21 protein-coding genes are annotated in these 19,692 nt (G+C 51.1%); 12 read left to right on the forward strand and 9 right to left on the reverse strand.

Translation table 11 applies throughout. The annotated features are described in order from the left end of the window. Positions 1–26 precede the first annotated feature (26 nt). Positions 27–1,082, forward strand: coding sequence for an S-layer homology domain-containing protein (locus tag GOM71_RS08545; RefSeq protein WP_156279854.1), 1,056 nt, complete (start codon positions 27–29; stop codon positions 1,080–1,082). 820 nt (positions 1,083–1,902) lie between these two features. Here GOM71_RS08545 and GOM71_RS08550 read toward each other — a convergent pair. Together GOM71_RS08550 and GOM71_RS08555 are read right to left on the reverse strand one after the other, a co-directional pair. Next, the gene (locus GOM71_RS08550) at positions 1,903–2,574 is read right to left on the reverse strand and encodes an SOS response-associated peptidase (RefSeq protein ID WP_156279856.1); all 672 of its coding nucleotides are present in this window, start codon (positions 2,572–2,574) and stop codon (positions 1,903–1,905) included. Between the two features lie 72 nt (positions 2,575–2,646). Continuing rightward, positions 2,647–3,501 carry an AraC family transcriptional regulator gene (locus tag GOM71_RS08555; RefSeq protein ID WP_367649520.1) on the reverse strand — a complete coding sequence of 285 codons (855 nt, stop codon included), beginning with the start codon at positions 3,499–3,501 and terminating at the stop codon, positions 2,647–2,649. Between the two features lie 250 nt (positions 3,502–3,751). On the opposite strand from GOM71_RS08555, the gene GOM71_RS08560 reads away from it, so the two are divergent. From GOM71_RS08560 to GOM71_RS08570, 3 genes are all read left to right on the forward strand, one after another. Next, positions 3,752–4,279, forward strand: coding sequence for a hypothetical protein (locus GOM71_RS08560; protein WP_156279858.1), 528 nt, complete (start codon positions 3,752–3,754; stop codon positions 4,277–4,279). A gap of 105 nt (positions 4,280–4,384) precedes the next feature. Then, complete coding sequence (locus GOM71_RS08565; protein ID WP_367649521.1) at positions 4,385–4,864, forward strand: RNA polymerase sigma factor; 480 nt, start codon at positions 4,385–4,387, stop codon at positions 4,862–4,864. 4 nt (positions 4,865–4,868) lie between these two features. Continuing rightward, positions 4,869–5,555 carry a zf-HC2 domain-containing protein gene (locus GOM71_RS08570; RefSeq protein WP_216651736.1) on the forward strand — a complete coding sequence of 229 codons (687 nt, stop codon included), beginning with the start codon at positions 4,869–4,871 and terminating at the stop codon, positions 5,553–5,555. A 104-nt stretch (positions 5,556–5,659) separates the two neighbouring features. On the opposite strand, the gene GOM71_RS08575 is transcribed toward GOM71_RS08570, so the two are convergent. From GOM71_RS08575 to GOM71_RS08585, 3 genes are read right to left on the reverse strand one after another with little or no spacing between them, the layout of a single operon-like run. Beyond that, positions 5,660–6,106, reverse strand: coding sequence for a flavodoxin (locus GOM71_RS08575; RefSeq protein ID WP_156279862.1), 447 nt, complete (start codon positions 6,104–6,106; stop codon positions 5,660–5,662). Between the two features lie 40 nt (positions 6,107–6,146). Beyond that, a complete protein-coding gene (locus tag GOM71_RS08580) occupies positions 6,147–6,995 on the reverse strand; it encodes a hypothetical protein (RefSeq protein ID WP_367649522.1) in 849 nt (282 codons plus the stop codon). Beyond that, on the reverse strand, positions 6,992–7,162 hold the full coding sequence (locus GOM71_RS08585) for a hypothetical protein (RefSeq protein ID WP_156279864.1): 171 nt from the start codon (positions 7,160–7,162) through the stop codon (positions 6,992–6,994). Before GOM71_RS08585 ends, GOM71_RS08580 begins: the two co-directional genes overlap by 4 nt. A gap of 186 nt (positions 7,163–7,348) precedes the next feature. On the opposite strand from GOM71_RS08585, the gene GOM71_RS08590 reads away from it, so the two are divergent. Beyond that, positions 7,349–7,516 carry a hypothetical protein gene (locus tag GOM71_RS08590; protein WP_216651737.1) on the forward strand — a complete coding sequence of 56 codons (168 nt, stop codon included), beginning with the start codon at positions 7,349–7,351 and terminating at the stop codon, positions 7,514–7,516. Between the two features lie 1,123 nt (positions 7,517–8,639). Here GOM71_RS08590 and GOM71_RS08595 read toward each other — a convergent pair. Further along, positions 8,640–9,191, reverse strand: coding sequence for a hypothetical protein (locus tag GOM71_RS08595; protein WP_156279868.1), 552 nt, complete (start codon positions 9,189–9,191; stop codon positions 8,640–8,642). Between the two features lie 154 nt (positions 9,192–9,345). Here GOM71_RS08595 and ilvA point away from each other — a divergent pair, with 154 nt between their 5' ends. Next, positions 9,346–10,641: a threonine ammonia-lyase IlvA gene (gene ilvA, locus GOM71_RS08600; RefSeq protein WP_156279870.1), complete on the forward strand. Its 1,296-nt coding sequence runs from the start codon at positions 9,346–9,348 to the stop codon at positions 10,639–10,641. Between the two features lie 8 nt (positions 10,642–10,649). Here ilvA and GOM71_RS08605 read toward each other — a convergent pair whose 3' ends face one another. Further along, the gene (locus GOM71_RS08605) at positions 10,650–11,627 is read right to left on the reverse strand and encodes an aldo/keto reductase (protein ID WP_156279872.1); all 978 of its coding nucleotides are present in this window, start codon (positions 11,625–11,627) and stop codon (positions 10,650–10,652) included. A 513-nt stretch (positions 11,628–12,140) separates the two neighbouring features. On the opposite strand from GOM71_RS08605, the gene GOM71_RS08610 reads away from it, so the two are divergent. The 6 genes from GOM71_RS08610 (at position 12,141) to GOM71_RS08630 (ending at position 16,193) form a co-directional block, all read left to right on the forward strand. Then, positions 12,141–13,319 (forward strand): MGDG synthase family glycosyltransferase, encoded by a 1,179-nt coding sequence (locus tag GOM71_RS08610; protein ID WP_156279874.1) that lies wholly within the window; start codon positions 12,141–12,143, stop codon positions 13,317–13,319. A 44-nt stretch (positions 13,320–13,363) separates the two neighbouring features. Continuing rightward, complete coding sequence (locus GOM71_RS08615) at positions 13,364–14,545, forward strand: MFS transporter (RefSeq protein ID WP_367649523.1); 1,182 nt, start codon at positions 13,364–13,366, stop codon at positions 14,543–14,545. Between the two features lie 67 nt (positions 14,546–14,612). Then, the gene (locus GOM71_RS08620; protein ID WP_253944764.1) at positions 14,613–15,239 is read left to right on the forward strand and encodes a TVP38/TMEM64 family protein; all 627 of its coding nucleotides are present in this window, start codon (positions 14,613–14,615) and stop codon (positions 15,237–15,239) included. Positions 15,240–15,259: 20 nt separating this feature from the next. Next, the gene (locus GOM71_RS08625) at positions 15,260–15,598 is read left to right on the forward strand and encodes a hypothetical protein (RefSeq protein ID WP_156279876.1); all 339 of its coding nucleotides are present in this window, start codon (positions 15,260–15,262) and stop codon (positions 15,596–15,598) included. 95 nt (positions 15,599–15,693) lie between these two features. Continuing rightward, positions 15,694–15,837 carry a hypothetical protein gene (locus GOM71_RS23850; RefSeq protein ID WP_173275417.1) on the forward strand — a complete coding sequence of 48 codons (144 nt, stop codon included), beginning with the start codon at positions 15,694–15,696 and terminating at the stop codon, positions 15,835–15,837. A 50-nt stretch (positions 15,838–15,887) separates the two neighbouring features. Further along, complete coding sequence (locus GOM71_RS08630; RefSeq protein WP_156279878.1) at positions 15,888–16,193, forward strand: transposase; 306 nt, start codon at positions 15,888–15,890, stop codon at positions 16,191–16,193. Between the two features lie 386 nt (positions 16,194–16,579). On the opposite strand, the gene GOM71_RS08635 is transcribed toward GOM71_RS08630, so the two are convergent. Both GOM71_RS08635 and GOM71_RS08640 read right to left on the reverse strand, forming a co-directional pair. Then, on the reverse strand, positions 16,580–17,665 hold the full coding sequence (locus tag GOM71_RS08635) for an FUSC family protein (protein WP_156279880.1): 1,086 nt from the start codon (positions 17,663–17,665) through the stop codon (positions 16,580–16,582). Positions 17,666–17,787: 122 nt separating this feature from the next. Further along, the gene (locus tag GOM71_RS08640) at positions 17,788–19,617 is read right to left on the reverse strand and encodes an ATP-binding protein (protein ID WP_216651738.1); all 1,830 of its coding nucleotides are present in this window, start codon (positions 19,615–19,617) and stop codon (positions 17,788–17,790) included. Positions 19,618–19,692: the final 75 nt, after the last annotated feature.

Raw genomic sequence — 19,692 nt, forward strand, 5'->3', positions numbered from 1 at the left:
CACCAGCAGAGAGAGGAACCAGCCAGATGAAAAAGAAGTTTTACCGCGCAGCTCTAATGCTCGCACTATCCGCATTTATGCTTTTACCATTGAACCTCCCTTCCGTCAAAGCAGCCGATGCCGTTGCCTTGGACATGTATTTTCCAATCGATATCGATGAACATTGGGCCTTCGATGAATTGGACAACTTCATCAATGCCGACTTGCTTCGGGGATATAAAGATCAGGAAGGCATCATAACAGTCAAGCCGAATAACTCGATCAGCCGCGCTGAGTTTGTCGCGATTCTGGTTCGCGTGCTGGATCTGCATAGCGAGGAAACCGGCAAAAGCTTCACCGACGTTGAAGAAAGCAGATGGTACGCAGAGCCGGTTCGCGTCGCAAGCTCCCTCGGTATCGTTAACGGTCTTAGCGAGACAAAATTTGGACCTGAAAAACAAATTACTCGCGGCGAGATCGCAACGCTAGTGGTTCGCGCGTTTGCGTCGACAGTATCGTTTGAAGGCGAAGCTAAAAAATTCGTCGATGTCCCTGACTACTTCGCAACGCCATTCATTGAACAAGCCAGCCAAGCCGGCATCGTAAAAGGCAGCACCGCCGACCTGTTCAAGCCGTTTGCAAACGCGACTCGCGCAGAGTCGGTCGTCATGCTGCAACGCGCTTTGGATTTGCAGCATAGCAACCTGCCGGAAGACAGCGCTCTGACTTCGGTCATCCTTGATAATGAAGCTGCCGAGCTGCAAATTTACAAAGACAAAGCTTACGATCAGTTAGGCGCTCTGTATGAGAAGTACACAACTGGCTACCAATTGGCTTCGGGCCTTTCTTTTGCCGAAATGCTTCCTCTCGCTATCGAGGATGGTCTATCCATTGAAATGGAGAAAGTAGCCGACCAGAAGCTTGAAGTTATTTCCAAAACAGACCGTTTCGCAGTTGTCGAATCGACTGGCGGCAGCTACAAAATTACAGTCACTGACGGTGAAGACACCAGCATCGACAATGAATCGACAGACGGCACCTACCTGCTGAAAAAAATGTCCGACGGCCAATGGAAAGTGTACAATTTCTACTTGGCTGAGTAATAGCAGCACTTCTTAGAAAAGGCAGTTTCGATTTGAGGAATCCCTCATTCGAAACTGCCTTTTTAAGCTCATTTGAGCCCCAAACTCCGTTACTCCAACGCTCCTAAGGCCAATTTCCGCCTTACACGCCACCCCAGCACCGAGAATAGTAGCTGCACTCCTTCTCTAAGGCCATTTTCGGCCTTAGAACCCGCCAACTCTGCCACTTCGACGCTCCTAAGGCCATTTTCCGCCTTACACGCCACCCCAGCACCGAGAATAGTAGCTGCACTCCTTCTCTAAGGCCGTTTTCGGCCTTAGAACCCGCCAACTCTGCCACTTCGACGCCTATAAGGCCATTTTCCGCCTTACACGCCACCCCAGCACCGAGAATAGTAGCTGCACTCCTTCTCTAAGGCCATTTTCGGCCTTAGAGACAGCCAACTCTGCCACTTCGACGCTTCTAAGTCCAATTTCCGCCTTACACGCCAACCCAGCACCGAGAATAGTAGCTGTACTCCTTCTCTAAGGCCATTTTCGGCCTTAGAACCCGCCAACTCTGCCACTCCGACGCTTCTAAGGCCAATTTCCGCCTTACACGCCAACCCAGCACCGAGAATAGTAGCTGCACTCCTTCTCTAAGGCCATTTTCGGCCTTAGAACCCGCCAACTCTGCCACTCCGACGCTTCTAAGGCCAATTTCCGCCTTACACACCATGTCCGCACCACACATCCACACCGAGATTACGAGCGCCGCTCTCCACCGCTCTCCACCGCTCCCTCCCGCACACACAGCAAAAAGCCCGTTCCCCCATACAGGTGGAACGGGCTTCCCCATTCGCTACGCGAAATCCGGGCGAATCTCCCGGATGCAGTCCGGCGACTCATACGCTTCGTCGCCGATCGCGTTCGTCACCGGATAAGCGCGCATCTGGTACGATTCCAGCGGCTCCAAATGCTTACGAAGCGAGCGGTAATCCTGCAAGCGCGGATCGAGCCAATCCTCCATGCCGTCCTCGTCGAGGATGATCGGCACCCGAGGCTGCCATTGCGACATCGCGCCCGAAGACGGCGCTGTCAGCATCGTAAACGCACGGACGAGCTCGCCGCTGTAATTGCGCCACTCGTCATAGAAGCCGGCGATGCCAAGCAATCGCTGATTCGGCACGACGATATGCATCGCGCGCGGGTCGCGCTCCTTGCCGTGCTGCTGCCAGCCGAAAAAGCCGCTGCATGGTATAACGCAGCGCTGCTTCCGCAGCATCCGATCGAAAAACCGTTTATCTGACAATGTATCGCAATCCGCATTGACCGAATCTTTTGCCCAGAATGGGAACAGTCCCCATCTCGCGTCATGCATCATTCTTTCGCCCCAGCGATCGTTCATGACGATGGATACGGTCTGCGTTGGCGCTACGTTAAATCGATTCGTATAGCAGTTAACCAGCTTTTTAACTTGAAAAGCATCGACCATATCGCCGACATCCGCTGTAATTGAGTACCGTTCAATCATTTGTCCATCCCCTTCTGCTTTCCTCTTTTTCAAGTATTTGCATAATGGGGTATGAACTATTCGCTCAGGCAACTAATTCGTTGTAAAACGTTTCCTGAAACGCAATGGCGGCAAACCTGTCTGTGCGGCGAAAAGCCTCGAAAAATGCGCCGTTTGGCGGAATCCCGTCTCTTCGGCGACGCGCGCGATCGTCCAGTCGGTTTTAATGAGCAGCAGTTTGGCCTGATCCAGCCGGTAATACAGCAAATATTGCTGCGGCGTGCAGCCGAATACCTCGGTCATGCTGCGTGTAATGTAATTGATATGCAGCTGCAGCGCCTCGCTCAGCATCGTATTTGTAATGACGCTGCGATAGTTCATTTTCAAATAAGCAGCCGCCCGCTCCGCGACTGACACGCCAGCTCTTGCCGCATCAGACCGCCAGCCTTCGTCGAGCATTTGGAGCAAATGAAGAAATCGCTGCTGCCGCTCCCAGAAAGCGCCGTGCGACGAGCTTTGCGCCGCTTCGTGCAGCTGCGAGAAGATCAGCTTCGCTTCGTCAGGGAAAGAGAGATGCATTTTTTTCGGCAGCCGAATGGCATACGTATAATAGTCGCCGCGCAGCGAGCCGTTATGGCTCCCCTCGGTTTCCTCCCATGCCCCCACCGTCTGAAAATGAACCCAGTCGAACGTCGTCTCCTCCGTGCACGGTTTGAAAGAGCCGTGCCACTTATCCGGACGGAGTATAAGCACGTCGCCTGCTTTAAGCGTCCATTTATTTTTATCTTCTATAATATAAAGCGAGCCCTCCTGCACAAAAAGCAAGTCGAACACGCCGATATTCGTCCGGTTCGGATGCTCCTGTCCAACCTCATAAGTGCTTCGATTCGATTCGATAAAAAAGGGCAGCGGAGGCGAACGAAACGTTAGCAGCAATTCTTCTTGCACAATAATCTCTCCCTGTATGTTATGACCTGCTGTGAAAGCGCCATCTATAAGTAATAAACGAATAATCTCTTATTTTGCGGAGCTACTGCCATGTTACAAAAATCGCTAGGTTTTGTCTACCGAAGATGGACCACGGCGATAGCGAGAATAAGTGCGATTTGGAATTAATAGGTTGAAATATTTATGCCAATAAGGATAATAGTGTACGAGACATTATTTCACGTTGCTTTGTATAAGGAGGACTTGGGCTATGAACGTATTTCGGCTCACATTTTTAAGCGTTAAAGCTATAGCAATGATATGTTTTATACAAGCGTTGAAGACGATTGGCATTGTCATTGATTATTTCTTCAATTGGATCGGAGAACCGTACCTTTATCCATCCATTCCGAGAAAGCTCATTGCCGATGTAGGCCCTTTTATCGCCTATATCGTTATCGGAGTGCTGCTATGGGTGTTTACAGCCAAAATTACACGGATGCTTGTGCCGAATAACGAACTTCGATTCGAGATTAACACTGTCGGAATCATGCAGGTGGCAATCGGATTGGTCGGTATCTACTCCTTGCTGATAGATTTTTCAGCTGTTGCCTGGTCCATTCGGAACTATTTTGGCGGGGTGCTTGGACTGGATTATAACGTAGCCGGATATGGATTTTATTTAGATATGGTTGTGCATATTTTCAATTTGACGGTTAGTTTTTTTCTTCTTTTCAAGGCCGGCTGGATCTCGCGCAAGCTGCATGCCATATGGAATAAATCGATATCGAAAGGCTAATCTTAAACATTCATATAAACGCTTCAAGGCTGTCGAGAAATTCGATAGCCTTGTTTTGTAACGAAATGTCCTTTTGCGAGTCTTATGTCTGGAGGAGGTGAGAATGTGACCCAATTTGAGCTCATTTACAATCAACATTTCAAGGACGTCTACCGCTTTGTCTTGTCCCTTTGCAGAGATGCTGCAATGGCCGAGGAGATCACGCAGGAGACTTTCTTTAAAGCTTTAAAAAGTATTCATCAATTCAAAGGCACCAGCAAAATCAATGTCTGGCTTTGTCAAATCGCTAAAAACACCTACTTTTCTCACTTAGAGAAACAGAAACGATTCGCGCCCCATGAACCGGCAGAGACCGTAAGCGAGCACAATCTCGAATCCATGATATTGGACAAAGAGGCGGTGTTTCGCATACATAAAGCTTTGCATGATCTGGAGGAGCCCTATAAAGAAGTTTTTACACTGCGGATATTTGGAGAATTATCGTTCGCTCAGATCAGTCAAATATTTGAGAAGACGGAAAGCTGGTCCAGGGTTACATTCCACCGTGCCAAACGAAAAGTGCAAGAACGCTTAAAGGAGGTCTAACGCTTTGAAACAACCATTGTCATGCGAAATTATTAAAGATTTGTTGCCCTTGTATCACGATGAGGTATGCAGCGCGGAAAGCGTTCGGTTGATCGAAGAGCATCTTGAGGACTGCCAAGCCTGCAGAATGGAGCTGGATAAATTCAAGGCAACAATCCCCCTGCCTGAACTAGAAAAGATAAACAATAGAAACGAAGCTGCTGCGATGAAAAGGATTGTCGCTGTTTGGCGGCGTTCAAATGTAAAATGGTTAACCTTTGGGCTGCTAGCTGCTACCCTTCTATTCGGAGGATATGCCGGCCTGTCGCAATGGAAGATTATGAAGGTCTCTTCGAATGTTATTGACGTTATTGAAGTAAACAAGCTATCCGACGGCAGAATTGCCTACCATGCCAAATTTACAGACGGCTACGACGTAAATCGCATCCGTTATTCGATGGACGGCGACGGCAATTTTTATTTAACCCCGCTTCGTCCCGTCATCAAAACAAAGGTTTTAACCGAAAGGTTCTCTCACCTCTACGATACATTGGAGCATGAAAGCTACTACTATAAAGAAAAGTATGGCCAATCGGCGGAAATCACAGCTATCTATTTCAGGACGTCAGGCAAGGATATTTTGATCTGGAAGAAGGGAATGGAGCTGCCGGCGGCAAGCCCGCAATTTGAAGCGCAATTTCAGCCCGAGTAAACTTGCATGCCGTGCGTACGGCGGCTGGTTCCACAAAAAAAACAACGCCCGTATCCGGATGAGGGGCAATCCGCCGGATGCGAGCGTTGCTTTCATTCCTTCATTTATGCAAGCACAGACTTTGCCGCCAACCGTCCGAAAGCTCTGCACGCTTCCTTTTCCTCAGCTGAAGGACTGTACTCGACTTTCAACCCTTCGGCCACGATCTCAGCTCCGAGCTCCCGCAGCTTTTGCTCGATCAAGTCTACCGCCGCGCAATAGATGGGATACGAGGTATCGCCCGAACCAAACGCTGCCGCTTTGCGGCCTGACAGGTCGAGTCCAGCCATTCCCTCGTAAAAATCGAGAAACTCATCGGGAAGCTCCCCGTCCCCCCACGTATAAGCGCCAATCACAATCCCGTCATAGGCAAGCATCTCGCCCGGCGAAGCGTCGAACGCTTCCTTCGAGACCACTTCAGCGCCCGTTTCCTGAGCGCCTTCCGCGATGTATTCAGCCATTTCCTCCGTATTGCCGGTCAGACTCGTATACAGCACCAAAATTTTCGGCAAATGACGTCTCTCCCCGTTTATCAAATAGGATTAGCTTCCGCTACGTTACATGAGCATCCATCGTTTGAATGCCGTTGAACAGCGTAGCCATGTAAAATTGCCCGCCCTGCAAATCGACGTCCGTCACCGGGAAGCCCATCTTAACGGACAGCATCATCAGCCTCTCCTTTATATAAGACAAACGGAACAAGCCATGATCGGTGCACACATAGATCTCTTTATTGAAGTTGCGAATGTTGAAAATAAAATGATTGCCAAAACGAATGCGATCAAAGCGCCCTTTTTTATCGCCGACCAGCAATTCCCCTTTGTCGCTTACGCCAAGCAAATGACCGCGAAAAATGCTCAAGCTCGTTACCGTGCAATTCAACTCGAAATGAGCCCAGTCGTCCATGAAGCGGTCATAAAGCGAAATCCCTTCGTCGTGGGCCACAATGAGGTATTGGGGCAAGTTCAGAAAATCATAAACTCGCTTATTGGCGCAATCCGTTTGCTCCCAGCGGTCTTTGGCGTGAACCCATAGCCCGTATTCTGTCGCGGCATAGCCGATGCTGCCGAGCAGCCGGTATTGATAGCAAGGAACGGCAAGCCCGGTATCGGCCCATCGTCCGTTATCCAGTTGAAAAAGCCCTTCGTTCGTGCACGCATGAAGCAACCCGCTATGCAGCTGAAGCCTGTTGGCGCTTGCTTTCTCGGGCAGTCCGTCGCTCAATCGCTCCCATTTGCCGGACCCGCTAATTTCGTAGATGCCATGGCCGGTCGATGCGACATAGAGCGACTCTGCTCCCGCCGCTACCGAAGAGAACGGGAACAGCATCCAGTTCCAAGGACGGCCGGACTCTGTGCTGCCAAGCTGCTTTGCCGTATTGTCAAAAGAATGCTCCTTCACGGTTGAATCAGCTCCATTCTTTGTTGTCGGTTTCCTTCAACCGAGCCTCGTTCCAGGCTTGCTGCCGTTGCAGGCTGACGATCCTGCTGCCAATTGACGCGTCTATATTCAAGCATGAGCTTCGCTGAATTTTTCTTTTTTACGACCATCTCGTAAAGCAATCCCATCCTGCTTCCTCCTATTTATACCTGCCGGTGTATGCTTTGCTTTTCATGATGCTATGTAAGTAGATGTATTGTGGCTTGAACGATATGACTTGTGAAAGTTGATCGATCAGTAATCAGCTGCTTGATGTTAGTGATTAGTCGTGTGGTGACTTGTCGCTTGGTGACTATCGCTTGGTGATCTATCGCTTGGCGACTATCGCTAGGCGACTATCGTTTGGCGATTTGTCGCTTGGTGATCTATCGCTCGGCGATCTATCGCTCGGCGATCTGTCGCTCGGCGATCTATCGCTTGGTGATCTATCGCTTGGTGATCTATCGCTTGGCGACTATCGCTTGGTGACTATCGCTTGTTGATCTGTCGCTTGGCGACTATCGCTTGGTGATCTGTCGCTTGGTGATCTATCGCTTGGTGACTATCGCTTGGTGACTATCGCTTGGTGATCTATCGCTTGTTGATCTATCGCTTGTTGATCTGTCGCTTGTTGATCTGTCGCTTGTTGATCTGTCGCTTGGCGACTATTCACTCATTGATAATTCAATAGTTGATAATGATTATCACTTTCGTATTTATGATAACCATTCTCAATTACAATGTCAACCTTCAACTTGAAACAATTCCCTTTTAGGCTCATTTGTGTCTAAAATCTTTGCCATACTGCTTCTGCGACGCGTTTTAGGCTCATTTAAGACTAAAAGAACCTCGCTTACCAATCGACTCATCGCTCGCCCCCAGCACAAACAGCTGTAAGGCCACTTTCGGCCTTACAGCTCTCCATTCCATCCAACTGCAGTGGCTCACCGTCACTGTAAGGCCAGTTCTGGCCTTACATCCTCGCTCGCACCCTGCACAAACAGCTATAAGGCCACTTTCGGCCTTACAGCTCTCCATTCCACCCAACTGCAGCGGCTCACCGCCACTGTAAGGCCATTTCTGGCCTTACAACCTCGCTCGCGCCCAACACAAACAGCTGTAAGGCCACTTTCGGCCTTTCAGCTCTCCATTCCACCCAACTGCAGCGCTCACCGCCACTGTAAGGCCAGTTCTGGCCTTACAACCTCGCTCGCGCCCAACACAAACAGCCGTAAGGCCACTTTCGGCCTTTCAGCTCTCCATTCCACCCAACTGCAGCGCTCACCGCCACTGTAAGGCCAGTTCTGGCCTTGCAACCTCGCTCGCGCCCAACACAAACAGCTGTAAGGCCACTTACGGCCTTACAGCTCTCCATTCCACCCAACTGCAGCGCTCACCGCCACTGTAAGGCCATTTCTGGCCTTGCAACCTCGCTCGCGCCCAACACAAACAGCTGTAAGGCCACTTTCGGCCTTACAGCTCTCCATTCCACCCAACTGCAGCGGCTCACCGTCACTGTAAGGCCATTTCTGGCCTTACAACCTCGCTCGCGCCCAACACAAACAGCTGTAAGGCCACTTACGGCCTTACAGCTCACTAGTTCCTCTGTACTCAGTTCGCGCGCCCCTACTTCAATCGCAATTTCATCTTGACGACGACGGTGTCCGCCTCAAAACGAACGTCGCCGACACTAATTATGTTCTGCGAAAATTCAAGCGGCACAATTTTCCGCTCCAGCAGTCCCGTCGACAAGCCATGACCGCGAACAGTTAGCGATACCGGCTCAAGGACGACATTCGGCGGTTGCCAGGACAGCTTGTATGTCCCCAGCAAGCCGACAGGCAGCCGATCGCGATAAGTAATATTAAGATGCGCGAGCAGCCTGTCCCCTTCAAGCTCAAATCGCGCCCCATCCAGCGTCACGCCTGCCGGCAGACCCTCGGCGATCTCGCTCAAATTCATTTTCATCAGATTGTTAACATCCGCTTCGGTCAGCACAAGCTCAGGCGACAGCCGCTTCACCATGCTGAGCGCTTTCGCCTGGATGTCAACCGGCTCGTACCGCAGATCCAAGCTTTCGCGAGGCGCGACATACGATTTCAGCCACAAGCCCCCGGCAATAAGTACAATTGCCGCCGCTGCAATTAAGAGAATAAAACGTTTTAACCATTTTCCCATTCCCGATGCTCTCCCCTCCGCTCCAAACCCTCCCCGCAACCATAACTGATTACGGATTTATCTATTAAAAACAACTGCACGTTGCAAGCGAGAATGCTATAATGAATCATTCTAAGCTGTCGCAAGAAGCTTAACATTCGAGAGGTGATCGCACATGGAATTCCAACCGACTCAACTGCAGCAACAATCGCAAACGCAAACTTCCGTCAAAATCGGGCTTGAAGAAATCGTCCACGCGCAAATGCATTTGAAGGACGTCATTACACGGACGCCGCTCCAGTACAATCGTGTGCTCTCGGAGCGTTACGGCTGCACGGTATTGTTAAAACGGGAAGATCTACAAATCGTCCGCTCTTTCAAAATTCGCGGCGCCTATCATCTGATGCGCTCGCTGCCGCCGGAGCGTCTCGCTTCGGGCGTCATTTGCGCCAGCGCAGGCAACCACGCCCAAGGCGTCGCTTACTCCTGCCAAACGCTCGGCATTCCGGGCAAAATATATATGCCTAGCACGACGCCAAGGCAAAAGGTGCATCAAGTGAAATTTTTCGGCGGCACTTTTGTTGAGGTGATCTTAACCGGCGACACGTTTGACGATGCTTATGCCGAAGCTGTTGCCGAGAGCGAACGCAGCGGCATGGCGTTTGTCCATCCGTTCGACGATCCGAAAATTATCGCCGGCAACGGCACGATCGGCCAAGAGCTGATGGAAGCGGCCGAATCCGTTCCGGATTACGTGCTGGTCACCGTCGGAGGCGGCGGACTTGCTGCCGGCGTTTCCTCTTACGTAAAGGCCGTCTCCCCCGCTACGAAGGTCATCGGCGTCGAGCCGGAAGGCGCGCCGTCGCTTCGTCAGGCGTTTGACGCCGGCCATGTCGTAACGCTGGAGCAGATCGAAAAATTCGTTGACGGAGCTGCCGTTAAGCGCGTCGGCGATATGACGTACGCCATCTGCCGCGAGCTGCTCGACGACGTTATTGCCGTTCCCGAGGGCAAAGTTTGTACGACGCTGCTCGATCTGTACAACGAAAACGCCATCGTTGCCGAACCGGCTGGCGCAGTACCGATCGCCGCGCTTGAGCAATTGCGCGAGGAAATTTCCGGCAAAACGGTCGTCTGCGTGATCAGCGGCGGCAACAATGACGTCGACCGGATGCAGGAGATCAAAGAGCGTTCGCTCATCTACGAAGGGCTCAAGCATTATTTTATGCTCAGCTTCCCGCAACGGGCTGGCGCGCTTCGCGAATTTCTTGATGACGTGCTCGGTCCAAACGATGACATTACCCGCTTTGAATATACGAAAAAGCACAATAAAGACAACGGCCCTTCCCTGGTCGGCATCGAGCTGAAGCATCGTGAAGACTACGAACCGCTCATCGGCAGAATGCAGAAGAAGGGCATTCAATTCGTTGAACTGAACAAGGATCCTGTTCTGTTCAACCTGCTTATCTGATTATTTTGTTACCAAGCGTATGCTTTAGGCGCATCTCCGCCCGGTCCCGGGAAAATTTCGTCGATCCGGGCGAGCGCCGCCTCATCAAGCTTCACTTCTAAAGCGCGCAGCGAGCGTTCAAACTGCTCCAGCGTCCGCACCCCGATAATCGGCGCGGTAACTGCCGGATTCGCCAGCAGCCAAGCCAGCGATACCAAATCCTCAGGTTCCCCGAGCTCATCGCAAAACTTTCCGTAAGCATCCAGCTGTTCCCGGTGTTTCTCCAGCCTTTTGTTATCCCCGCTTCTTCTACCCGCATCGCCGCGGCGATGATTGCCGGCAAGCAAGCCGCCATCAAGCGGACTCCATGGAATGACGCCAAGACCAAGCGCCATCGAGGCAGGCAGCACTTCCAGCTCAGGCAATCGGCATAACAAATTGTATTTATGCTGCTCCGAAATGAGGCCCAGATGTCCTCTCGCTTTCGCCTCGCCTTGCGCTACCGCAATATCCCAGCCAGCAAAATTGCTCGATCCGACATAACCGATTTTCCCTTGGGCAGCAGCCGTCTCGAAAGCGGTCCAAAGCTCGTTCCAGTTGATATTGCGGTCAACGTGATGCATTTGATACAGCTCGATATGATCGGTTTGCAGACGTTTCAGCGAGCCTTCAAGATGGCGGCGAATTTTGTACGCGGACAACCCGGCGTCGCGATTCGGTCCGTCATAAGTATCATGCATGTCGCCGTATACTTTGGTAGCGAGCACTGTGCGCTCGCGGCGACCGCCGCCTTTTTTGAACCAGCGGCCGATTATTTCTTCCGTGCGGCCGGCATTTTCGCCCCAGCCGTATATGTTTGCAGTGTCGATGAAGTTAATGCCGGCGTCAAGCGCCGCATCCAAAATGCGAAATGATTCCCGTTCGTCCGTATCCACGCCGAAATTCATTGTGCCAAGACATAGGCGGCTAACACGAAGTCCTGACTGTCCTAAGTATGTAAAATCCATCAACCATTCACCTCTGCTTCTAAAATGTTGTTGAGAAAACCTCTATCGAGGCATTTCGAAGATGTGCGACCGCGCTTAAAGGTAGGTTTTATCGCCAATAAGAATTTGTTCTTCCGACAAGCTCGGAAACTTGTAAATTCTTATGTGGTCAAAAAGTCCGCTTTTGATCACGAAGTCATTCAAGGTGCAAACTCGACGTCGAACCTTGAACTTAGCCGAAAATAAGCGAATGCTTCCGAAGCCATGTTTCCTTCAGAAACATTTTAGGTTCTCACATAGCACAACACTAAGCTCCGATCCTCATTTTCTAGCTTTATTCAACCTTCTGAAGCGTTTTGAAAAAACGCAGCTCCGGAAGCGATGCTAGTGTGCTGAAAACCGAACTTTTTGAACTCTTATTTAAATTTTTTTCATTCCAACCCCATTATACAAAAATAATAAATTTCATCCAAATTGCGTTCACAATGGCATGACAATTGCCCGCTATACTTGCGGCAGGAGGTGCGTTAACTAATGGCCATGTTTACCCGCTATCGCCAGCCAAAGCTTCTTATTTTGTACGCATCGTACGGAGAAGGACATGTGCAGGCTGCCCGCGCAATACGAGACGCGCTTGAGGAGCAGGGCAATTACAGAACCGTACTGATTGACCTAATGGCCGAATCGCATCCTTGGCTAAACGAAATGACACGCAAATTTTACCTGAAAAGCTACACGAGCATGCCTGCCCTATACGGCTGGATGTACGACGTAACGCGCCCGATGAAACATAACTCGCTATTCGGCGGCTTCCTGCACTCCATCGGCCGCGATAAAATCAAACGGCTTATCGCGGAAGAACAGCCTGATGCCGTCATTCACACCTTCCCGCTTTTCGCGCTGCCCGCATTGAAACAGAAGCCCCGCTACCGCGCGAGCAATCCGCCATCATACGCCGTCATTACTGACTTCGATCTCCACCGCCGCTGGGTGCATCCCGGCATCGACCGTTATTATGTTCCGACCGATGATCTCAAGCAAGAGCTTGGCTCGCTCGGCATTCGCCCAAGCCGCGTGCAAGTCAGCGGCATTCCGCTCAAGCGCGGATTCCGCAGCGTAGCGCCCGATATCAGCCTTTACCGTAAATTTGGTTTAGATGCGGAACGTCCGACAATACTGTTAATGGCAGGAGCGCACGGCGTCATGCCGGATATCGCCAAGCTATGCGCCGGACTGCTGGAGCAGCATGACGGCGTGCAAATCGCGCTCGTCTGCGGCCGCAACCGCAAGCTGCAGCAGCAAATCGCCAGCCGTTTCAAACAGCATCCGCATGCGGACCGGCTCCGTTTGTTCGGTTTTGTCGAGCAAATTCACGAGCTGATGTCGCTTTCGACCTGCCTCGTTACCAAGCCAGGCGGCGTTACGCTATCGGAGGCGATTGCCGCAGGCCTGCCGATCTTTATCTACCGTCCGGTTCCCGGACAAGAAAAACAGAACGCCGTCTATCTCCAGTCAAAAGGCGCGGCTGTCATTTGCTATAAGCCGGCTGAGCTGATTGCCAGCCTCCTTGGCGTTATCAACGATCCCGAGCGGCTGATGAACAGCAGAGCTTGCATCAACCGGCTGCAATTGTCCGACGCTTCGGCGGACTCGATTGCCCGCGATATTTTGACCCAATTAGGCGCAGGGCAAACGTTGTCCTCCGCGCCATGACGGCTGCCTCACTATTACCTTGACGATAAGGAGCCTATTTGCCTGTGAAAATAAAGAACAACCCTTGGTTCGGCGCGGAGATGCGGCTTATCTCCGTTATTTTATTTATCGTCGAATTTGTGCGCGGCGCCGTCCTCATCAGCCTTCTTCCGATCTATGGCCAAAAAAATCTCGGCCTGTCTCTCGACATTATCGGGGTGGCGATAACTGCCCATTATTTGACCGATACATTGCTCAAAATGGCGATCGGCTATTTGCTCGACCGTTTCTCCATCCGTTTCGTCGTGCAAATCGGCTTGCTCCTCTCGCTGCTGGGCGTATTTTTGTTCCAGTTCGCGGAGACAGGATGGCTGTTCATTGCGGCTTCTGCCCTGTACGGGATCGGGATGTCGCCGATTTGGATCGTCTGCTTGACGAAGGTCACTTCTGATCAGCGCGCTACGCAAATGGGCTTTCTCTATACGATCTGGTTTGTCGGACTGGGCTCCGGACCGATTGTGTGCAACATCCTGCTCGACTATAACGCCGCATTCACCTATTATTTGCTGCTCGCTCTTGCGACCATCAGCTGGCTGCTGTCCTTCTTCATGAGCAGCGCGCGCGCCAATGACCTTAAACCGATTCCGATACGCGATCAATTTACCGTCCTCGCCTCTCAACTGCGGCAAATGCGGCTGCTGCTGCCCGGCATGATTTTGCAAACGGCAGGAGCCAGCATGCTGGTTCCGGTTCTGCCAAGCTTTGCGGAAAAACATCTGGGCATCCCCGGAGCCCAGTATTCGTTGCTGCTTACGCTCGGAGGAATATTCGCGGCCGCGGGTATGATGCCGATGGGCAGATTGTCGGACAAGCTCGACAGTAAAAAGAGCTTTCTCGTTTTCGGTTTTTTCATTTTCGCGTTCGGATTATATGTATTGGCATTGAAGCTCCCGTTTTGGTATTGTTTAATCATCGCGATCGCTTTGGGCTTGTCATACGCCGCAATTCTCCCGTCGTGGAACGCTTTGCTGGCCGCTTACGTACCGCCTAAACAGGAGGGGCTTGGCTGGGGCATTTTATCCACCATCGAAGGACTTGGCGTCATGATCGGACCACTGGCCGGCGGATTTATTGCGGCTTCCTACGGAGAGCCCTCCGTCGTCTGGATTAGCGCCGTATTGTTCGCATTGATCGGTTTGTTCTATTTATTTCTCCCGTCGAAGGTATTAAGCGGCAGCAGCCATTAGTTGAATCGGCCCCCTAGAACCTCCGCCCTCCGCTGACTGGAAGAATCGAGGTTAAGCCATTATGTTTATGAAGCTTTGGTATTCGGCAATTTCTATGATTGGCAATGTAAAGTTGGCTTTTGAAAGCATCGACCTTGAAAATTTGCAGCGCACCTTAGAAAGCTTCGCTGAATTCGGCCCGCTGCTCGGCATTGCACTGCCGCTGCTGGAAGCCTTTCTGCCTTTTCTCCCGCTTCTGGTTATCGTCGCTGCGAACGCCAATATTTTCGGCCTATGGTTCGGCTTCCTGTTCTCTTGGGTCGGCGTATCGATCGGAGCAGTGTGTGTCTTTATGATCAGCCGCAAGCTCGGACACAATGTAAAAGCGCGAATTGAAAAACGTTTTCCTCGTTCGGAGCGCTTTTTCAACTGGGTGGACCGCAAAGGCTTTACGCCATTATTTCTGCTTGCGTGCTTCCCGTTCTCGCCCTCCTCGCTCATCAATATCGTATCCGGCTTGAGCTCTGTTCCCTTTCGCACGTTCGTTATCGCAACAGTGCTGGGCAAAGCGGTCATGATCCTAAGCATCTCGCTGCTCAGCTTCGATATCGGCAGCTTCCGCGACGAGCCATGGCGCATCTTTGTGACCATCGGCGTCATACTGCTCATGTGGTTCGGCGGCAAAAGGCTGGAGTCGCGTTATCACATCAGCTAACGAGAGGGGTCTGTTTCGTCGTGTTTTATCCGCTGATATCGGCTAACACTGTAAATATTACGGGGACTTTGATCGCGGTAACGATTTGTATTTTGCTGCTCGTTGCGATGTTTCTGTTCATTCGCGTCTCCACCGATGAATCCGAGAAATATAAAGACTTGAAAGAAATGATCGAGACGCTGTTCGGCACGCCCGCCCATCTTCGTCCGGATACGGAACTGAACCGCCGCAACGATGAGGCTGCCGCTGCAGCAGCTCCACGCGATGCGAGCCCGTTCTCTGAACCATGTCCGGCATGCGGTCACACCGTATCGGAGCAGCACGCCGAATGTCCGTCATGCGGGCTGCGCTTGATGTAGCTCGGTTCATCCATTTTCGTACTTCCCTCGCTCATACATTCCTTCCTTTTGAGGCAAACTGTTGGAGCATCCACAGCCGAAAGGAGGAGGCGCAATTGTCAGGTGAAAACCCGTCCCACAAACAGCTAGCGGCAAGCAAAGCGCAGGCCCAGGCTGACCGCAACGGCGTTGGCAAGCAGAGGGCAAGCGAGCTTCAGTCCGAAGCAGACAAGGCTGCAGTAACGAAGCACGGATTATAAATGTTGGACTTGCTTAAACACGGATTATAAGCAAAGGGAAGGACGAACATATGAACGAGCATCATAGCAACAAAAGCTCGCATAATCAGATGGACCCTGTTTCCGGCGAGCATGTCGAAGTAGACGGCGTTTATGAAAATGAATGGGGCCGCGTGGAGAAGCTGGACCGCGGAGACGTATTCCCGGCCGATCCGCAGAACGGAACGACCGAATGGGAGCTTATCGAACTCGATTTCGACAATCACCATGACGGACGGACCGATCCTCGTCTCATTCCGAAGGACGATGATGACAATCCGGAAGCGCACATGCAGCATCCGCGCCGCCATAAAGGCAGCAACAAAACGGATAAATGAGCTTCCATGCATGAGAAAACGGGCTGTTTCCCGATTAGGTTCGGGAACAGTCCGTTTTTTATGCGGGCGGCGCAGCTGGGGTGGAAGCTGCAGGATTTGCGAAGCTGATTCGCTATATAACGAATCAGCTTTCGCTATAATGCGCCTAAACCTGTCCGCTCCAGCTAAAGTTTACGGTACAAGGAAAATAGGTTCGCAATTTGCGAACCTATTTTCTTTAATTGCGAATTATAATGCGCTATTGGGTCATTCGTTGCACCGAAACGGCAAATTAGCGAACTTCTTTTCGCTAATTTGAGAAGCTGATTCGTTGGAGCGTCAAAGAAGTAGCAGTTACTTTACGAGGCCGAACGCCGGCCGGCCGACGAACGAGCATCAGCCGACAACTACTTCAGTTTCCGAAGCGATAAGCCGGCCCTCGTCTCATCCTCCTGCTCTGCGCGAGCATTGTCGGAGGTTCCGCGCAGCTGGACTTGATCGACAACCTTCTCCAGTCGGCGCAAATGGTATGCATACTCGAATAAAGCAGATGCTACAAATACGAGCCGTTTATGCTCCTCCGGGTCCTCAACGAAAAATGCGGTAAGATCGCTGACCAACCGTCCTTCGCGCTCTTCCGCAGGCTCGATCGCCGCATTCGGTTTCATCTTCCCTTCGACCTTGAGCAGGATCGATTCGTGGTACTTGGTCAGCTCTTCGATCTGGCGGTCAAAGCGCTTCGCCCATTGCTCGGCCCCCGGCGAAGCAAAATAATGCTCAACGGCGCTGTCCAGCAGATCCGCGCCCTTCTGCAACGTTTTAATCATTTGCTTGGAGACAAGCAGCTGCCGCGCATGGCTTTTCCTCGTGCGCGCGAGCACCTTCCGCTCCTCTTCGAAAAGAATATACCGGTCCTCCAGCTTGCGGAGCGTGGCGTGCAGCGCCTCCTTTTCCTTGCGAAACACCTGCTCCTTCATCTCGTTGGAAATCGCGGTTCGCAGCAGCAGCGAAAGCTGTGCGTAGGCTTGGTGAACCTGCTCGGTAAACTGCTTGCGCGGCCTTGGCGGAAAGATCGCCACATTGACGGCAAAGGCTGCTCCCATTCCGGCAAGCACCATAAGAAAACGATCCAGCGCCACGGTCAGCCCTTGACCGTGCGCCTCCATTATCGCAACGACAGTGACAAGCGTAACGCCTATTGTCGTCTCCATTTTCAACCGAATACTGACAAGGATGACGACGATGCACACAATGCCGACAGCGATCGGCGTTTGCCCGAAAACCTTCATTGCGCCCAAAGCCATCGCAGCTCCAAGCACATTCGTTTGCAATTGATCCAGCACCTGCTGCCAGGAGCGGTAAATGGAAGGCTGAATCGTCAAAATAGCGGCGACCGCCGTAATCAACGGCGTATCAAATCCAAATAATTCACTTAAATAGATGGCCAGCGCGACAGCCATTCCTGTCTTAAGCACCCGCGCTCCTATCGTCATCGTAACTCTCCTCTGCTATTTACGCGCTTCTCCGCCTTCGGCATGCGGACTGTGAAGCAGTTTTCTATCTATTATGCCATAATTGTGCGCGTCAGTCAGTCCCGAGCCTGATAGCTGCACCTTCATTCCCCCCAGGACATCATGCCGCTTAAAGCCATCTTGACGGCTTTCTCCTTGCCCGTCTCCGGCTCCGCATAAGGAAGACGAATAACAAAAGTCGTCCCGACGCCTTCGATACTGCTTGGAATAATGCATCCTTGATGATTGATAATGATTTTATAGGAAATCATTAGGCCGAGCCCGGTCCCCTTCACTTTGGTCGTATAGAAGGGCTGTCCGATTTTCAAAAGCTGCTTCTCATCCATCCCAAGACCCTCGTCCTGAATCGATATTTTAACATAATGATCCTCTTCCAATTCGGCGGAAATTTTGATCAAACCGCCTTGCGGCATCGCATCAATCGCATTCTTAACAACGTTAATAAACACCTGCTTTATTTGATTCGAGACGCACTGAATCCAAAGCGGGCGCTGTTCAAGCTGAAGCACCATCTCCACATTATGTAAATTCGCTTCTGTCTCCATCAGCGTTACCGTATCCGCGAGCATATTGCGGACGTCTTGCCGGTTAAGCTCATACACTTGAGGTTTGGACAACATGAGCAGCTCGCTCACGACCGATTCGATGCGTACAAGCTCCGAGTTCATAATGTCGTAATAAAGGCTCTGGGAGCGACCGGATGCGATCAATTGCAGGAAGCCCTTTAATGAAGTGAGCGGATTGCGGATTTCATGCGCAATACCGGCCGCCAATTGTCCGGCAATGGACAATTTCTCGCTTTTGATCAACAATTCTTCGTTCTTTTTTCTCTCGGAAATATCCCTTATGATCATTTGATCGACGCATTTTCCAGAAACGATTGTGCAGGTACAAACCATTTCCGTGTAGAGCAAGGTTCCTTTAACCGTTCTCCATTCCACTTCAATCGGCTTGCTCGACATCACTGCCTGATCCGTCTCCGTGTCTCTGCAAAACCACTCATTCATAAGCGCGTGATGCTTCTCATGCAAAAAATCGGCGATAGGCTTGCCAAGTAACGAATCGGCATGATCCGCTTCAAACATTTGGAGTCCGGCCCGATTCATAAACTCCCACTCTTTGCGGTAGTTGACGACAGCGATCGTATCCAGCGAATTTTCGACCAGCAGCTTGTACTGCGTATTCACCTCGCTGTATTTTCGAGAAGCATGCCAAGTCGTCAGCGTAAAGCTGCAAATCAGCAATGTTGCTATGCCGAGCAAAAACGCGAGAATAAGCAAGTAGTCGTTCAACGAATCCGTAGTTACAATTTCGCCTTGCTCCACTTCTAACGCGTGCATTCCAATTAGATGCAGCGCCATAGCCGACATGCCGATAATGATGCTGCTGGCCAATTTAAACGCCGGCCGCTTCTGGACAAATAAATAGAGCGAAGCGAAAGTGCCCGTATAAATGATGAGAATTGAAACGAGAAACAGCGTAAGATTCAATTCGGTATTTACAACTTCGCCGGAAAGCATCGACAAGTAATGCATTAGCGCAGCGCCTGATGACAATAAGAGGCTGCTGACGGACAACCGAATAAAATTCGAGTAGGGAGATTTGAGCCAGCTTATTCCCATATAGGTAATGATCGCGAATCCAAGCATGATATAGAGCAGCGAGCCGTCGATTACGATTAAAAAATCGGAGCCAAGCAGCGATACGACATACATCGCCCACAGGCCAAGCCCGTATACGAGGACGCCTCCGCCAGCCCAGTTAAAAAAGACGACTTGTTTTCCACCCTTCGGCTGCCCTATCATGCTGAACATCGTATAGCAAGCAAAGAAAATGATGATCAACGATAGAATAATATAGTAAATATTGCCAATTAAATCAAGATTCTGATTCATAGGGCTCCCTTTGTTCACAAATATATTGGATACAATAGGGAAATTCGACAATTCCTCATAAATTCCTCTCTGCCTTCACTGTCAAATTCGCCT

Source organism: Paenibacillus sp. NEAU-GSW1 (assembly GCF_009737085.1).
Lineage (GTDB): Bacteria > Bacillota > Bacilli > Paenibacillales > Paenibacillaceae > Pristimantibacillus.

Coding starts and splice junctions, on each gene's coding strand:
- GOM71_RS08545 (WP_156279854.1), top strand. CDS start 27: ATGAAAAAGAAGTTTTACCGCGCAGCTCTAATGCTCGCACTATCCGCA.
- GOM71_RS08550 (WP_156279856.1), bottom strand. CDS start 2,574: ATGATTGAACGGTACTCAATTACAGCGGATGTCGGCGATATGGTCGAT.
- GOM71_RS08560 (WP_156279858.1), top strand. CDS start 3,752: ATGAACGTATTTCGGCTCACATTTTTAAGCGTTAAAGCTATAGCAATG.
- GOM71_RS08585 (WP_156279864.1), bottom strand. CDS start 7,162: ATGGGATTGCTTTACGAGATGGTCGTAAAAAAGAAAAATTCAGCGAAG.
- GOM71_RS08595 (WP_156279868.1), bottom strand. CDS start 9,191: ATGGGAAAATGGTTAAAACGTTTTATTCTCTTAATTGCAGCGGCGGCA.
- ilvA (WP_156279870.1), top strand. CDS start 9,346: ATGGAATTCCAACCGACTCAACTGCAGCAACAATCGCAAACGCAAACT.
- GOM71_RS08605 (WP_156279872.1), bottom strand. CDS start 11,627: ATGGATTTTACATACTTAGGACAGTCAGGACTTCGTGTTAGCCGCCTA.
- GOM71_RS08610 (WP_156279874.1), top strand. CDS start 12,141: ATGGCCATGTTTACCCGCTATCGCCAGCCAAAGCTTCTTATTTTGTAC.
- GOM71_RS08620 (WP_253944764.1), top strand. CDS start 14,613: ATGAAGCTTTGGTATTCGGCAATTTCTATGATTGGCAATGTAAAGTTG.
- GOM71_RS08630 (WP_156279878.1), top strand. CDS start 15,888: ATGAACGAGCATCATAGCAACAAAAGCTCGCATAATCAGATGGACCCT.
- GOM71_RS08635 (WP_156279880.1), bottom strand. CDS start 17,665: ATGACGATAGGAGCGCGGGTGCTTAAGACAGGAATGGCTGTCGCGCTG.